The sequence below is a fragment of the Cellvibrio sp. UBA7661 genome (assembly GCA_002483365.1).
In the GTDB taxonomy this organism is placed as follows: Bacteria; Pseudomonadota; Gammaproteobacteria; order Pseudomonadales; family Cellvibrionaceae; genus Cellvibrio.
The window spans coordinates 111,003-127,989 of sequence record DLHT01000006.1 but is presented as its reverse complement, the minus strand read 5'-3'; the positions used below and the strand labels follow the sequence as shown (position 1 = coordinate 127,989).

Here is a 16,987-nt window from a genome sequence, read left to right as displayed (position 1 = left end):
TTAGATAAAATTAGATAAAAAGAGAAAGATAAAAACAGTTTATGAAAAGGTGTTTGTTGTTCATCGTTGTCGCATTGTTTCCGCTACTGGCCACCGCCAATAGCGGGCAACTTGCTTTGGTGCCCTATCCACAATCTGTAGTGGAGCAACAAGGGCAATTGGTAATGAATGAACAATGGCTGTTTGCGGCAGATGGAAAAGTAACGAAGGATCTTAATGTAACTTTGGATCTATTTGCTGATCGGGTAAAAGCGCAAACCGGAAAAACGATTCGCTGGAAAAAAACCAGTGAAAAAAAATCGCGCGTGCTGATCCGCATTAAAAATGCAGCGCCACTCTCAAGTAGTGTGGCGCAGTGGGATGAATCCTATCAGTTAACAGTTAATGCAGATCGAATCGAATTATCGGCTGCGCAATTAGCCGGAGCGCAACGCGGCTTGGAAACGCTGTTGCAATTGATCGGTACCAACGGCCAGTTGGCGATTCCGTTGGTGACGATTAATGATTTTCCCCGCTTTAAGTGGCGCGGTCTGTTGTTGGACACATCGCGGCACTTTTTTTCGGTGGATACAATCAAGCGCCAGATTGATGCAATGGCAGTAGCCAAATACAACATTTTTCATTGGCATTTAACCGATGACCAAGGCTGGCGTTTTGAATCCAAACGCTATCCAAAATTGCATACATTAGCGTCCGATGGCGAATACTACACCCGCGCACAAATGCGCGATGTTGTGGCCTACGCGCGTGCGCGCGGCATTCAGGTTCTGCCTGAAATAGACATGCCTGGTCACGCGAGTGCGATTGCAGTTGCCTATCCGGAGCTGATGTCTGCGCCTGGGCCTTATGCAATGGAATATCGCTGGGGTGTGCACAAGCCCACGTTAAATCCTGCGAATGAAAATGTATATAAATTCGCAGATGCGATTTTTAAAGAAGTTGCTGATATTTTTCCGTTTGAATATATCCATATCGGCGGTGACGAGGTTGATCCCGAGCATTGGAATACCAATCCGTCTATACAAGCGTTTATGAAAGCAGAGGGCTTAAAAAATCATCGCGCATTGCAGGCCTATTTCAACCAGCGTTTGCAAGCGCTATTGGAAAAACACCAACGCAAAATGATTGGCTGGGATGAAATACAACATCCTGACTTGCCTAACAATATTGTCATTCATTCCTGGCGCGGTCCGGATGGTGTAAGCGATGCGGTAAGCCACGGTTTTCAATCCGTATTATCAACCGGATATTATTTGGATCAGCCGCAAGCGGCTGCCTATCACTATCGCAATGATCCCATTCCTTCTGCACCTGTAGTGATCGAAAATATATCCGCTAACGAAACAATCACAACCTGGCGTTTCGAGATGCCGCGTAAACGTGGCAAGCCGGTTACAGGGACTTTTACACTAATAAAATCCAGGAGTGGCGATAAAAATATTGGCAGCGATGAAAAAACAATTCATGGCGTAATTGATTTTACGGGCAAGTCTCGCCGTGATGTGCTGTTAAAAAATATCTCCGATGCGGGCGCGCGTTTTTCAGTGGATACCTGGATGGGGCCGGTGGAATTTTACGTAAATTTCTTGGGCAATAAATTACAGGGGCGCGCGCTGGTAGGTAACACGCCCTACAGTGTAAGCGGTGAAAAAGTAGTAACCGATGTTGCACAAAAACAGTTACCGAAAACCGAGTCTGTGGCGCATTTGGGTGCACAGCAGGAGGCGTTGGTTCTGGGTGGGGAAGCGGCACTTTGGGCCGAGATAGTGAATGAGCAAAGTATTGACGTGCGTTTGTGGCCGCGCGCCTTTGTTGTTGCAGAAAGGCTCTGGTCGGCGCGGGAATTGCAAGACGAAAATAGTATGTATGTGCGGGTAAATTCAATCGCACTGCTGGCTGAAAAATCGGTTGGATTGCAGCACCGACTGCAGCAAGACAGAGCGCTGCAAACGTTGGCGGGTAAAAACAATATTGCACCGGTAAAAATATTTGCCGAATTATTGGAGCCTGCCCATTACTACCATCGTCAGCACGAAAAATCTGCTTACGAAACCTATTCCAAACAGGATCCTCTCAATCGCCTGGTTGATGCATTGCCGGCCGAAAATGAGAATTTGCGACAATTCAACCAGAGGTTAAGCCGCTGGTTGGCAAATCCGCAAAACAATGCAGATTACGCTGCATTAAACGCGCAACTGCAGTTATGGAAAAACAATCTTGACAATCTAAAACCGGTTTTGCTGCTGAATCCCCAGTGGCAATCACTGGTGGAAAAATCGAATAGTGTTGTTGATAGCAGCATGCGATTACTGGCGTTGCGAATGAGTGGCGCTGGGCTCTCTGCGGCAGAAAGAGCGCAAGTAGAGGCGCTGATCTGGCAGGCGCGAACACTGGATCAGGAATTGGTAATCGCCGCTGCGGTTTCGTTGGAATTAATTCTGGATTCGTTTACAACTTTTTAACCTTGATATTAGGGGGGAAGTTTTGTAAATACGATTGACAACGTTGTCCAGCTGGATGTAAGTTTGGGGAGCCGACAGCTAAGTCTGAAGGCTCAGGTGACGAAGAATAATTGAAGGTGCGCAGCAGACATTACGGTGCCGATGCATAAAAAATTCGCTCATAGACCAGCGTAGCTGGTGTAAAGGGGAGGGCGAAGCATAGGCAAGTTACTGCAGCGTTAAATATAAATACGTTATCTATGATGACCTGCGCTATTGGTAGACTGATATGGTTGAAGTAGCCCTGTTTAATATTAATGACATTCCACTCTTATTCAGTGGATTCCTTGCGTTAGTGTTGGCTTTTTTGTTGTTTTTTGCCCAACAACCGGGGCGCATCAAAAAGCTTTACTGGCAATTGTTGGGCTTGTTCTTTTTCCTAAGTGCACTGCGTGTATTCGATACGTTGATCTATTGGAATATCAACTTGCGCGATACCTTGTCTCTCGTATCCGCGAATTTTTTCTTTCTGTTTGGATTCGTGTTTTTTTTGCAGGGGCCACTGTTGCTATGGTTTACGCGCGCAGCCATTTTTCGCGATTTTGAACTTAAGCGCCTTGATGCGCTTCATCTGGCACCTGCAGCGATTTATCCGATTTATATCTACCACATTTATCATGGTTTGGATCCAGAACAAAAAATGCAGTATGTGCATGATTGGGCACATGTGATTAGTAACCCCTATTTTGAAGCGCTCATCTGGATTCAAAGAGTGGTGTTATTTGCATATAGCCTGTATTGCGTTTACCACTTGTATCAGTACAAACACCATTTGATTACACGCCATTGTGAGCTGAATAAGGTGGATTTGCATTGGCTGAAACTGTTGGTTATCGGATTTTGCTGTATTAATGGATGGACATTCTTGACCTTGATTGATACCCGTTTTTTGCAATTGGCGGATGCCAGCATACTGGGTGAATCAGAGAGTTTTCTGTATTTGGTATTCATGAGTGTATTGATTGTTTATCTATTAAAAAACTCACATGGTTTTTCGGATATTCAAATTGAGCACACGATTGCACCGGAGCCCACACCGGAGGAGCCCCAGCAGCAATTGGTAGAGAAGTTGACGCATTTTATGGAGCAAAACAAACCTTATCTGGAGCCGCACATAACGGTTGAGCGCTTGGCGATCAAACTCAATGTGTCTCCCAAACTTTTGTCGTGCACCATTAATAATAAGTTGCATATGAATTTTTTTGAGTTGATTGGCACCTATCGCGTCGCAGAGGCGAAAAAACGTTTGGCTGACTCAGAGCTGCGTCAAAAGCCGATCAGTGAAATTATGAAAAGTTGTGGCTTTAACAGTAAATCGGTTTTCAATCAGGCGTTTAAGAAAACCGTCGGTGTTACCCCAAGTCACTATCGCCAACAGCATTTGCATTAAGTGAAAGGTAATACTTTTGGTAGTGCGGGTTTTATTTTGAGGATGCAGGTAGCACAGGTTTGTCGGTCGCTGTTACTAATTCGGCACCATTACAAATCCGTGTAATGAATAACAGTGGAGTACCTGTGATGAAGATGATTAACAATATCCGTGAGCGATTAATGCAGCGCCTGTCTGTAGTGAGTGCTTGTATGCTGCTGAGCATGATGTCTATCAACCTATGGGCAGGTAGCGCATCGGCTGAGACAAAAGTCATCGGATACATTGCCAGTTTTACTGACATGAAAGCGGCGATTGATAAAACTGATTTAAGCAAGTTAACCCATATCAATTTGTCGTTCACCAACCCCAATGCGCAAGGGAAACTGGTGGAAAATGGGGTGATGACCTGTATGCCCGGCATGCTAGGCGGCAATGTAACCGCAGCAGACGTGCGTTATGTGATTGATAAAGCGCAAGCGGCAGGCGTGAAAGTGTTGGCATCAGTTGCCGGTGGAGTTATACCAGCCTGTTCGGGTAATTGGGAGACATTATTGCAGCCTGCCAATCGCCAACAATTGGTCGATAACCTGATCGCTTTTATGGAAGAGTTTGGTCTTGATGGTATTGATGTCGATATCGAAGGCGTACTGCTCACCAATATTGATAACGCGGGTAATTACACTCCTTTTATCCAAGCGCTCTCTGCGCAATTAGTCGCCCGCAATAAATTGCTTACCTGCGCTACGGCAAGTTATGTCGGTGGCATGATTCCGGTTTCGTCCATTCCCTATTTTGATTTCGTCAACATCATGTCTTATGACGCGATTGGCCCAAGTTGGGGCGCAGCCGGTACACAGCATTCGACGTATGCGATGGCGGTTGACCACGTTAATGTATGGAAAAACCGCGGCCTGACCAAAGAGCAATTAGTGCTGGGTGTGCCGTTTTATGGTTATGGATTTGGCACTTATAAATCCGACTATACCTACGCCAGTATTCTCAATGAATTTGGTGCCGATGCTGCAAATAACGATTTAATCGGCAATGCCTGCGCAGGTTGCAATTACATCACCTACAACGGTGCAGCAACTATTCAGGCAAAAACCAAACTCGGTTTGGAACATGGCTCAGGCATTATGATTTGGGAATTATCGCAAGATGCAGCAGGCGCGAATAGTTTGCTAAAAGTGATTGACGACGAAATTAAAAAATCAGCCAGTACGTCCAGCAGCAATAATTCATCCGCAGCCAGTGAAGCTGCCTCGTCTGTTGCGCTCTCATCAACTGCAGCGTCCGTTGCGCCTACTTCCTCAACAGCGGCGTCCTCTGTGAAATCCAACGCTGGTCAATCATCTGGTGGCGGCGGTGGCTCAATCGGTTTGTGTTTTCTTGCGCTGTTAGTGCTGTTTGTCATCGCAAGACAATCTGGTGCTGTTGGGCAATCTGACATTGTTGGAAAGACGGGGCGCAACGCATAGCCATGAAAACTGAATGCCTGCAAAACATTGTTATCGTCGGGGGCGGTACTGCCGGTTGGATGACCGCAGCCGCGCTCGCGAAATTTTTGCAGCCAAAACAATACCGCATCACGCTCGTGGAATCGGATGTGATTGGAACTGTCGGCGTGGGTGAAGCGACGGTTCCGCACATTCGTTATTTCAACGAAGTTTTGGGTATTGATGAAAATGAATTTATGAAAAAAACCAATGCCACTTACAAATTAGGCATTGAGTTTTCAAACTGGGGAAAAGTAGGCGATGCCTATATTCATCCGTTCGGGATTTATGGCCAAAGCCACAATGACATCAGTTTTCATCATTATTGGCTGAAAGCAAATCAGGCGGGTGATACCAGCAACATTAGCGATTATTCCGTTGGTGTTGCGGCGGCCTATGCAGAAAAATTTGCTTATCCTGCGGCGGATTCACGCTCGCTTTTTTCCAAATACAGTTATGCCTTCCATATCGATGCCTCTATGTATGCACGTTTTTTGCGTGAATACAGTTGCGCTCGCGGGGCAACGCGTTGCGAAGGGAAAATCACCACAGTTGTGCAGCATCCCGATACCGGTTTTATCCAATCAGTACAGCTTGACTCCGGTGAAATAATTGCAGGTGATTTATTTATTGATTGCTCGGGTTTCCGTGGTTTATTGATTAATGAAACGCTGGGCACCGCGTTTGAAGATTGGAGTCACTGGTTGCCGTGCGACCGCGCTATTGCGGTGCCGTCGGCAAAAACCAGTGAGCCATTGCCTTACACCAAAGCAATTGCGCGGACAGCCGGTTGGCAGTGGCGTATCCCCTTGCAAAACCGCACCGGCAATGGGCAAGTGTATTGCAGCCACTACATCAGCGATGATGAGGTTGCTGCGAATTTGCTTGCCAGTCTTGATGGTGAGCCACTCGCCAATTTGAATTACCTGCGTTTTAAAACGGGCCGTCGCATAACTTCATGGAATAAAAACTGTATTGCCATTGGCCTTTCAAGTGGTTTTCTTGAGCCATTGGAATCCACCAGTATTTATTTGATCCAAATTGCGATCATGAAGCTGATTGAATTTTTCCCCTATGCGGATATGGATGCTGCCAACACGGATGAATTTAACCGTGAGCTGGCGATGGAATATGAACGCATCCGCGACTTTTTAATCCTGCATTACCACGCGACCGGGCGTGATGATTCTGCTTTCTGGAATTATTGCCGGACGATGCAAATTCCTGAAAGCTTGAAATATAAAATGGATTTGTTCCGCGAGCAGGGGCACGTAGAGCGCTACAAACGCGGCATGTTTTTGGAGCCGAGTTGGGTTGCTGTTTATTTGGGGCAGGGCATTGCGGCCAATCGGTATCATCCATTGGCGGACGCAATGGATATGAGTCAATTGCAACAGTATTTGCGCAGCATGCGCGATGCAATTACCGCGGGAGTGCGCACTATGGCCTCTCACAGCGACAGTATTCAGCGCTATTGCCGCGATGACCATACTGAAAAAAGTTGGCCGCCTGCGGCAATGAGTTTGTATGGGGTGTTCTCATGATAGAAAACTCCAAACACACCGGTATTTTTTTGTCCGAAAATGACAACGTTGGCTGCGCGAAAAACAATACCGCCGCGATAAAACGCATTGCTATTGTGGGCGGCGGCATAACGGGCTGGACGGTTGCTGCCGGGTTGGCCAATGGCTTGCGCGGATTGAATATTGAAATAGCGCTTATTGATAACCCTGCGCAGATTGAAATCGATTTGCATACCGAAGCCACGACACCAGCCTGTGTTGCGTTTCATCGTGCGCTGGGTATTTCCGAGTTGGATTTGGTAATGAAAACCGGAGCCAGTTTTTTATTGGCGACCGAATTTAATGCCTGGTCTTCTGCGCAACAGCACTACTTTATGCCGTTTGTCGATCACGGTTTTATGCTCAATCGGATTGAATTCTCCCAATATACAATCAGCCACCACCTTGGTGGTAAGCCATTCCACTTCAACAGCTACGATGACTACGCACTCGCCTCTGTTGCCGCCAAAGCGGGGCGTTTTTGCCATCCTTCTGCGCAGTCATCATCACTTTTTTCTACGTTGGATTATGGTTTGGCGTTGAACACCAATGCCTATGCAGAATATTTATCTGCGTTTGCGGTACCTATGGGTGTGGCACACATACAGGCACAAACTGACGGCGCTGTGGTGGATGAAAGCGGAAATATCAAAGCTATTCGTTTGGGCAGTGTTGATTCAACAGTAAACCGCAACATCAATTCCCTTTGGATAGATGAAAGCGGATTGCTCGCCGCCGATTTATTTATTGACTGTTCCGGTATTACGGCCGCACTCATTGAAAAAACATTACAGGTGGAATGGCTGCCATTAGCAAATGTTACGCCTGTTTCCGGTAAGTCCCCTGTGACACAAGTGGCAAGCAGCTTGCAGCCATTAGGTGCCGACGCGGCTATTCCTGTTGCGCGCCAATTACAACCGGCTGCGGCTGGTTGGATTCAAACCTGTACAACACAAACACATGTTGGAAAAAATTATTTTTATCACGCCGATTTTGCAAACGATGAGCAAATATCGGTTGCGCTGAATGCGGATCTATCTGCAGTAAAAATTCACCCATTACGCACCGGGCGGCGCGCAACCTTCTGGCAGAACAACTGCATTGCGATAGGCCAGGCTGCCAGTAACCCCGATCAATTGGCTGCAGGAAAATTACATCTGGTTCAAAGCGCGGTGCTGCGTTTGCTCAGCCTTTTTCCTGCGCAAGCGGATGCGGTGTTTAACCGCGTTGAATACAACCGCCTCACTCATCTTGAGCTTGACCACATAGACGATTTCCATGCGTTGCACTATCAACTGGCTGCAGTAACGGATTCCGATTATTGGCAGAGCATCGCACGCGCGCAATTATCCGACCGGCTGTTGCACAAGCTGGAACTGTTTAAAACACGCGGGTTAATTCCGCATTATGAAAATGAAACATTTTCTAGCGGAATCTGGACGTCCTTATTGTTAGGCAATGGATTTTGGCCGCAGCGCTGCGATCCGCTGGTGCGCACAATGGATCAGGTGTGGATTAACCAGAATTTGGAAAAAATGAAAACCATGATGGCATCTGCGGCAGGCGCTATGCCTATGCAAGCCGATTATCTGCAAGCCGCGCGCGAAAAAATGCAGCTGTCGGGTGGCGAGATGAAAACGGGTAAAAACATTAAGGTGGGTTATGCCGTGGCATAACCGAAAAACATCAGCCAATTTTTTGAATATACATTAAGTTTTTTGAAAGGTTGGTGTATGTGTAAAGCCATTTTTTAATGGCATGAAGTAAGAAGTTCGACTTTTAGTAACGCAGCGTTCGATTTTGATTTGCATATAGAGTCGATAAAAAGCAGGTGTTAAATTCGGACGTTGCTCCGTTTTTAATAGTTTTGATGTTGTCGCATTGCCGAAGTATTTTTTGCGTTTGCACAAAAACAACGACAAGTGAATTAGCAGTAAAAAGTAGTAAAAATGCAGTAAATGGAATGCTCAGTTAGGTGCGTATGGCTTCTCTGGTTATACGCTTCCGTGGGTTTAATACGAGAGAAAACAACTAAGGGGTTGGATATGTTTAAAAGTAAAAACAATGTGACCGAAATGCGCAGTAAAGGATTCAAAAAATCCTTGCTCGCCGTTTCAATCATGGCATTGAGCGTACCTACGTTCGCGCAAACTGCTCCTGCAGATGAAAATCTGGAAGAGGTAGTTGTTACCGGCATGAAGAACAGTATTAATTCTGCACAAGAATTAAAGCGTAATGCGGATACTGTTGTTGATGTGATTACTGCAAGCGACATCGGCGCGCTGCCGGATAAATCAGTAACCGAAGCATTGCAACGTGTTCCTGGTGTAACCATTGAGCGTTTCGCATCATCTGATGACCCCAAGCACTATGCTGATGAAGGTACTGGTGTATTGGTGCGTGGTCTTGACCGTGTTCGCTCTGAAATTAACGGCCGCGATGCATTCAGTGCAAACCCATGGGGTGGCCTGAGCTATGAAGATTTCCCGGCGGAATTGCTGGGGGCTGTAGAAGTTGCCAAAAACCAAACGGCTGACAAAATTTCTGGTGGTATTGCCGGTACTGTTAACCTGATTACCCGCAAACCATTTGATTCGAATGAACGTTTGCTTTCTTTCAATGCTAAAGCTAACTACGGTGATTTCCGTGAAGAAGTAACGCCGTCTTTCTCTGCATTGTTTGCTGATAGCTGGGAGACCAGTGCCGGTAAGTTTGGTTTCTTGATTGCGGGTTCCCAATCAGAGTATCAATCGCGCGGCGATGGTGTTGGCTTGGGTAACTTCCAGAGTCGTGGACCTGTAGATACTTTCTCTTATGACGTCTGGGGTACTCCGTCTCCTGGTGTTGTTGCCGGTCAATGGTCAGCTCCTTGTATGATTGGTATTGGCGACTGGCGTGAATGTACTCCTGCGCAACTCGAAGCGGGTGCAGGTCAGTACACTGAAGAAGATGCAGCAGCCTATGTACCAAAATATGAAGGTACTGCAATTACCGGTCAACCTGATGGTGTGACTTATTACACCCCTTCACAGATCCATATGAGCACGGCGGAAAACGACCGTGAGCGTACCGGCTTCACCACCTCGCTGCAGTGGGCTAATGCCGACGAGACTATTACCGCAACCTTGGAACACATCAATTCCAAGGCATCGCTGGAATGGCAAGAGCGCCGTGTTGGACATGCAGCCCAAGGCTTCAAAGGCTTTATGGCGGGCTCTCACGATTGGCTGGATAAATCAGACGAAGGTTATGAGCGCACCTTTGATAGCAACGGCTTCCTGACTTCAGGTGTTGGCGTTGGTATCAGTGCTGATGTACCACTCTTTTACATCACTCGCTGGAACTACAACGAAAACACCGTTGAAGATACCTCGTTCAATTTGTCGCTCACACCCAACGATCGTTTGAAAGTCGAGCTGGATTTCCAACACATCGATTCCGAGAAGTTGGTTCACAACTACAGCTTGTCTGGCCAAACCCGTGGTGGCGCTGCCGCTGTTGGTACCTTGCTGCCTTACTATCTGGATTTGCGCGGCAGTGTTCCCAATATCGAATTCCTGAGCGATACCGACTTCACTGGTTGGATTGATCAAGCGGCATTCCAGCCTGAAGTATTTATCGGCTCAGGTATGCAGCAAGAAGAGCTGAACAACGCCAAAGCAGATGCCTTTAAAGTCGATGTGGAATACGCGCTCGATGGCGTGATAACCGCAGTCAAGAGCGGTATCTACTTCACCGATAAAACCCTGACCGTGCGCGACACCGAATATGCCGGTTGGTCTCCTATCTCTACCCCATGGGTGAATGAGCAGCGTGTGATGTCAGCAGCGGCGAACCGCCCTGACTTGTATGACCGCGTTGATTTCTCTGATTACTACAATGGCAAGGTGCTGAATGGCGATGTACAGAGCTTCCTGTTCCCACGTCTCGACCTGGTAAGAAACTATCCTCAAACATTGCGTGATGGCTGTGCAGATGGTTGGTCTACCCAAGGTGATTCTGCTGGTAACGCGGCCGACGGCAGCGGCGGTTGTGCAATTCCCTATGAAGATATGGAAGGCCGCAATAGCCACTTCGCGAATCACGATGTCAGTGAATCGAATGAAGAACGCACCGAATTCTACGTGCGTGGTGACTTCGAATTCGCTGATCTGGCAGTGCCGATCAAAGGTAACGTTGGTTTACGCTACGTGAGTTATGAGTTGGAATCGTCCGGCTTTATGGTATTGCCACCAACCACCAGCCGTGGCGGTGAAGCAGAAGTATTCCTTCAAGCGGAATACCCAGCGCTTTACGCACTTGCCAGTGGCGAATCGCTGAAGAGCACCGTTAAAGGCACTGATTACGACACCGTATTGCCAAGCTTGAACATGACCTTTGGTATTACTGATGACGTAGTGATTCGCTTTGGCGCATCCAAAGGCTTGTACTTCCCAAGTCTGGTAGATACTCGTAACCGTGTAATCGTTGGTTTGGATGTTGATCCAGAGCTGCAGGATGAATCACAGCCGCAAAGCTCGACCAACAAGCCAATCGGTATCGAGAGCGTGTCGTTGAATGCTGAGGCGAGCAACCCATTCCTTGAGCCGGAAGAGTCAGTTAACTTTGACTTGACCACTGAATGGTACTTTGCAACTGCGGGTTCATTGAGTGTTGGCCTGTTCCACAAAGAGCTGGACAACATTATCCGCAACAGAGGGTTTGATCTGGACATTGAGCACGAAGGGACTATGCACACCCTCGCTGCTTACGGCCCGGCGAACACCGGTTCCGGTACCATCCGCGGTGCTGAGTTTTCTTACTCGCAGTTCTACGACATGTTGCCAGGTGCCTGGAGCGGTTTAGGTCTGCAATTTAACTTCACCTACATCGACCAGAATGGCTTGGAAGATCCAAATGGTGCAGTAGGCCCAAGCACTCGCTTCAACTCGGCGGGTCAGCCTATCGTAGATGAGCGCAACACCTTCCGTGTATTCAGCGGCTTGCCACTGCAAGGTTACTCCGACGAGAACATGAACATTGTTGGTATGTACGAATACAACGATATTTCATTCCGTCTGGCCTACACCTGGCGTTCAGAATACCTGTTGACCTTGCGTGAATCTGAGGACTTCTCTCCGGTTTATGCGAAATCTGCCGGTATGATGGATGCGAGCTTGTACTACACCATTAACGATAACTGGAAAATCGGTGTTGAAGGCAGCAACTTGCTGAACACCGAAACCAAAACCTCTTATCAAATGAATGAGGCTGGTACCAGAACTGACGCGTTGAATTTCACTACCGACCGTCGTTATGCGCTGAGCCTTCGCGCAACCTTCTAATTGGCTATTGTTGTTAAAAAATAGTTAATTGGATGTTGTACAAAAAAGCGCGCAGCAATTTTACTGCGCGCTTTTTTTATGGTTGCTACTATGATTGCTAGACACTTAATCGAATAGATACTGACAATGCAAAAAAATACCTTGAATTCAATCTGTATTGTGGGCGGTGGCACTGCAGGTTGGATGGCCGCCAGTTTGCTCTCTTCTGCATTGCAAGGTAGCCGGATAAAAATCACGGTAATTGAAGCACCGGATATTGCGACCATTGGAGTAGGTGAATCCACCGTGCCCACAATCATGGATTTTTTGCGCACCTGCCAGATCAATCTTAAAGAATTTGTTGAAGCCACATCGGCCACATTCAAGTTGGGCATTCGCTTTGATGATTGGCTAAAACCGGGTAAACAATTTTTTCATCCGTTTGGCCGTGTCGGGCAGGATGTGAATGGTTTTGAGTTTTATCAGCTGTGGTTAAAAAATGTTACAGATGGCAATGCCACCCGTTGGCTTGATCATTCACCTTGCGCCATCATGGCTGAAAACCAACGCTTTATGCTGCGCCCGCCCCCACAACAAAACTGGGTGTTGAATAGTTTCAGTCATGCACTGCATTTGGATGCGATATTGGCCGCGCGTTATTTACGTGAATTGTGCAAAACGCGCGGCGTAGAAAGAATTGAAGCAACTGTTAATAAGGTTGTGGTGGATGAACGGCAATTTATTCATTCACTTGAATTGGATAATGGGCAGACCCTTACCAGTGATTTTTTTATTGATTGCACCGGCTTTAAAGGATTACTGATTGAAGGTGCGCTTAATATTGGTTATGAAGATTGGACACATTACTTGCCGTGTAACCGTGCGGTTGCGGTGCAAACAGAAAACACCAGCGGCTTGCATCCTTACACTATCGCGACTGCACGCGAGGCCGGTTGGACCTGGAAAATTCCATTACAGCATCGCACCGGCAATGGTTACGTGTTTTCCAGTCAATACTGTTCGGATGAGCAAGCGATTGATACTTTGCGTAAAGCGGTCACAGGCAAGCTACTCAATGAACCGCGAGTTATTCCTTTTACCACCGGGCGGCGCAAAAAAATTTGGCACAACAACTGTTTGGCCTTGGGGCTGGCATCGGGTTTTCTTGAACCCTTGGAATCTACAGCGATTCATCTGGTGCATAAAACTCTGGTGCATTTTATTCGTCACTTTCCTGACCGCGATTTTGAAGCTTATACAGAGCAGGCCTTTAATCAAAAAATGAATGTGGATTATCAGGAAATTCGCGATTTTATTATTTTGCATTATTGCACCAGTGGCCGCGATGATACTGAGTTCTGGCATTGGTGCCAGACTATGCCGGTGCCGGATTCTTTGCGTGAAAAAATCAGTTTATTCCGCGAGCGCGGTCAGATAGAGCATATTCCTGGCCAGTTCTTCACCATGGATAGCTGGTGTTCGATCCTTGAAGGCATGAAGGTTCGGCCGAGAAAATATCATCCGTTGGTTGATGCATTTGATAAAGAGCATCTCGCAACTTTGATGCGAGAGAATGCACGCAGCGTTCGCGAAACAGTTATGAAAATGCCAGATCACGCAGAATATATCCAGCAGCATTGCGCAGTAAAAAAAACCTCTGTGTAGGCAGCTATATCAAGAGCACATAAATATGACGGTGTACAAACAAATACCGGAATACCATCAGCTGAGCGCTGACCAGTTTTTCGGGCAGATAGCACCTGAGCACAAGCCGGTGGTTATTCGCGGTTTTGCAAAACGTTGGCCGCTGGTTGTTGCAGCACAACAATCCCCGCAGGATTTTGTATCCTATCTAACGCGTTTTTATAACGGTAAAAAAGCCCGTATTTTTGTCGCTCCGCCGGTAGCGAAAAAACGGTTTTTTTATAACGATGAATTAACCGACGTGAATTACATCAGCGGCGAAGAGCGTGTTGATTTGTTTTTGGGGCGCATGCTGGAGTTAATGGATCGGGAAATTTATCCGGCTATTTCTATGCAAAATTCGTCGCCAAGTGAGCTCTTGCCCGGTTTGAGTGAGGAAAATACCTCAGAGTTTTTTCCCACAACCGAGCCGCGTTTATGGGTTGGCAATGAAGGTATTGTGAGTGCGCATTACGATGGCGCAGACAATATTGCCTGCGTTGTTGCCGGCAAGCGGCGTTTTATATTATTTCCACCGGATCAAACCGGCAATTTATATCCCGGCCCACTCAACTTCACACCTGCAGGAGCACCAGTGAGCATGGTGGATTTACATGCTCCGGATTTTGAACGATATCCATTATTTAAAACGGCATTGGATAATGCTTATTGCGCAGAGCTTGAAGCGGGCGATGCCATTTTTATCCCTATGCTCTGGTGGCATCATGTGGAGTCATTGGCAAAAGTAAATGCGCTGATGAATTATTGGTGGAATGGTTCTGCCGCGAAAAGTGCAACATCGCCAAGCCCGATCGACAGTTTAAATATTGCGCTGCTGGCCATGCGCGATTTGACCCCCAACCAGCGCAAGGCATGGCGTTATATGTTTGACCATTATTTATTTAAACAAGGGGTAGATCCTGCCTCGTATATTCCTGAACACCAACATCATGTGCTGGGGAAAATGTCGCTCGATTATGTAAGGTCGGTTAAAGATTATTTTATTGAAAAGCTGAAAAAGTAATTTTGTGAAACCAGTGCTGTGCGCAATCAGTAGGCGCAAATCCGGTAGCGCGTATTCAATAGATTCATGTATGTAAAAGCGAACTAGCCAAATGACAAGCGAAGCAAAAAAACCTAAAAAAATACTGATCGTCGGCGGTGGCACAGCGGGGTGGATGGCAGCCAATTTATTTGCCACTCGTTGGCGCGATATGGAAATTTGTCTGCTTGAGTCCAGTGATATTGGCATTATTGGTGTGGGCGAGGGTTCAACACCGCATTTGAAATTCTTTTTTGATGAAGTAGGTATTGAAGAATCTGATTGGATGCCGCGCTGCAATGCCACTTACAAAAACGGTATCTCATTTGTTAATTGGTCATCGATTCCGGGCTATGAGAGTTACTTTCACCCATTTCCTGCGCAGACAGATGATATATTTACGGTGCCTGCTTTTTTTGCAAACATTCATGCGCGCATGCAGGGTTATAACGTGAATGCGCATCCGGACACTTATTTTTTAGAAACCTATATCACCCAAAAAAATCTGGGCCCTATACCAACGGAAAATTTTCCGTTTGGCGTCGCCTATGGTTACCATTTTGATTCGGGCTTGTTGGGACAATATCTTGCCGAAAAAGCGATTAGCCGTGGTGTTAAACGCATTTTTGGCACAGTGACTGAAGTCATTATGAATCCATACGGAGAATTGGCTTCGGTGCGTCTGGAAGATAACAGCCTTATTGATGCGGATTTTTTTATTGATTGTTCCGGTTTCAAATCGCTGTTATTGCAGAGCGCATTAAAAGTCACTCACATTAGTTTTAAAGAAAATTTGTTTAATAATGCGGCGGTGGTAATGCCGACCGCCATTTCAGATGTGATTCCACCCGAAACTAGATCAACTGCGCTTTCAAATGGTTGGGCGTGGAAAATTCCACTCATCAATCGTTTTGGCAACGGTTATGTTTACAGTGCTGATTACATTACGCCAGATCAAGCTGAAACTGAATTAAGACAACATTTGGGAATGCTGGATAGCGATGTTGCTGCCAGACATTTGCAGATGAAAGTCGGGCGAGTTGAAAAACATTGGGAAAAAAACTGTGTAGCGGTAGGTTTGTCGCAAGGGTTTATTGAGCCATTAGAAGCTACTGCGCTTGCACTCTCGTTTAATACTCTTTCGGCGTTTATTAAATGCTACGAAAAAGGCGCGTACACCAATCAATATGAAAATGAATTCAATAAAGAAATGAATGCCCGATTTGACGGCGTGAGGGATTATATTGTTTGTCATTACAAAGCGAACCAGCGCAGAGATACAGATTACTGGAAAGATAATGCGGCCAATACGCATTTATCGGAATCGCTCAAACAAGTTCTGCATTTTTGGCAAGCCGGTGGTGACTTTGCCAAAAATATGTACGCCAATAACTTAATCGGCAGTTATCAACCCAAATCATGGGCATGTTTACTGGCCGGTTATGGCGTGTTCCCGCCGTTAAGGGAAGATGCACTAAATAACCAAGTGAAATCCGGTCAGGATATAGCGCAATTGGCGGATTTTATTCGTCGATGTGGTTTGAACTTTAAAACACACAACGAGCTGCTTGGGATCAATTGATTAGCTGGTCTTTTGAAATCTTATTTTTTATTAATCTATTGGCCAAAGCCGTTCCATTTTTAACAGGGTAAAATTGAGAAGGGTTCTGTTTTTGCCTGAAAAGTTCGACTTTCATTCCTACCAAAATACGTTATTGCTGGCCTGTAATAGCGGTGCTAATGTGGTTTTAAGGTATATGTCGGACAGTTTTTTGAAGGTGGGTGTGCTTATGGCAAATTTTATCGCTTGCACTTCGGGTGCACCCACCAGCGATAAACCGTCGCAAGGTGGCAAATGGTTGACGTGGTTTTATTGCGTTAATACTGCGTTGCTTGTGGCTTTTATCGTGCTGTTGTCGTTCTGTTGAACAGCTATTAAATTCCTGCCTTGATATTTTTGCCTTACGGTTTTTAACCGTGTTTTCCCGTGACTTGCCAGAGCTCAAAATTCTGGCTTTTTTATTTATG

General features: G+C 46.4%; 9 protein-coding genes. All 9 read left to right on the top strand.

Annotation, left to right across the window (positions count from 1 at the left end):
* Window positions 1–41 precede the first annotated feature (41 nt).
* The 9 genes from B2739_RS04695 to B2739_RS04655 all read left to right on the top strand — a co-directional run bounded on the left by B2739_RS04695 (window position 42) and on the right by B2739_RS04655 (window position 16,541).
* Window positions 42–2,462: a beta-N-acetylhexosaminidase gene (locus B2739_RS04695; protein WP_331344714.1), complete on the top strand. Its 2,421-nt coding sequence runs from the start codon at window positions 42–44 to the stop codon at window positions 2,460–2,462.
* A 268-nt stretch (window positions 2,463–2,730) separates the two neighbouring features.
* On the top strand, window positions 2,731–3,891 hold the full coding sequence (locus B2739_RS04690) for an AraC family transcriptional regulator (protein WP_331344713.1): 1,161 nt from the start codon (window positions 2,731–2,733) through the stop codon (window positions 3,889–3,891).
* 128 nt (window positions 3,892–4,019) lie between these two features.
* Window positions 4,020–5,351: a glycosyl hydrolase family 18 protein gene (locus B2739_RS04685; RefSeq protein WP_331345123.1), complete on the top strand. Its 1,332-nt coding sequence runs from the start codon at window positions 4,020–4,022 to the stop codon at window positions 5,349–5,351.
* 2 nt (window positions 5,352–5,353) lie between these two features.
* Entirely contained in the window at window positions 5,354–6,913 is a 1,560-nt protein-coding gene (locus B2739_RS04680; RefSeq protein ID WP_331344712.1) for a tryptophan halogenase family protein, read from the top strand.
* Entirely contained in the window at window positions 6,910–8,607 is a 1,698-nt protein-coding gene (locus B2739_RS04675; RefSeq protein WP_331344711.1) for a tryptophan 7-halogenase, read from the top strand. Before B2739_RS04680 ends, B2739_RS04675 begins: the two co-directional genes overlap by 4 nt.
* A gap of 369 nt (window positions 8,608–8,976) precedes the next feature.
* Window positions 8,977–12,255, top strand: coding sequence for a TonB-dependent receptor (locus B2739_RS04670; RefSeq protein ID WP_331344710.1), 3,279 nt, complete (start codon window positions 8,977–8,979; stop codon window positions 12,253–12,255).
* Window positions 12,256–12,381: 126 nt separating this feature from the next.
* Window positions 12,382–13,899 (top strand): tryptophan halogenase family protein, encoded by a 1,518-nt coding sequence (locus tag B2739_RS04665; RefSeq protein ID WP_331344709.1) that lies wholly within the window; start codon window positions 12,382–12,384, stop codon window positions 13,897–13,899.
* Window positions 13,900–13,924: 25 nt separating this feature from the next.
* On the top strand, window positions 13,925–14,941 hold the full coding sequence (locus tag B2739_RS04660; RefSeq protein WP_331344708.1) for a cupin-like domain-containing protein: 1,017 nt from the start codon (window positions 13,925–13,927) through the stop codon (window positions 14,939–14,941).
* Window positions 14,942–15,032: 91 nt separating this feature from the next.
* The gene (locus B2739_RS04655) at window positions 15,033–16,541 is read left to right on the top strand and encodes a tryptophan halogenase family protein (protein ID WP_331344707.1); all 1,509 of its coding nucleotides are present in this window, start codon (window positions 15,033–15,035) and stop codon (window positions 16,539–16,541) included.
* The last annotated feature ends 446 nt before the right edge of the window (window positions 16,542–16,987 follow it).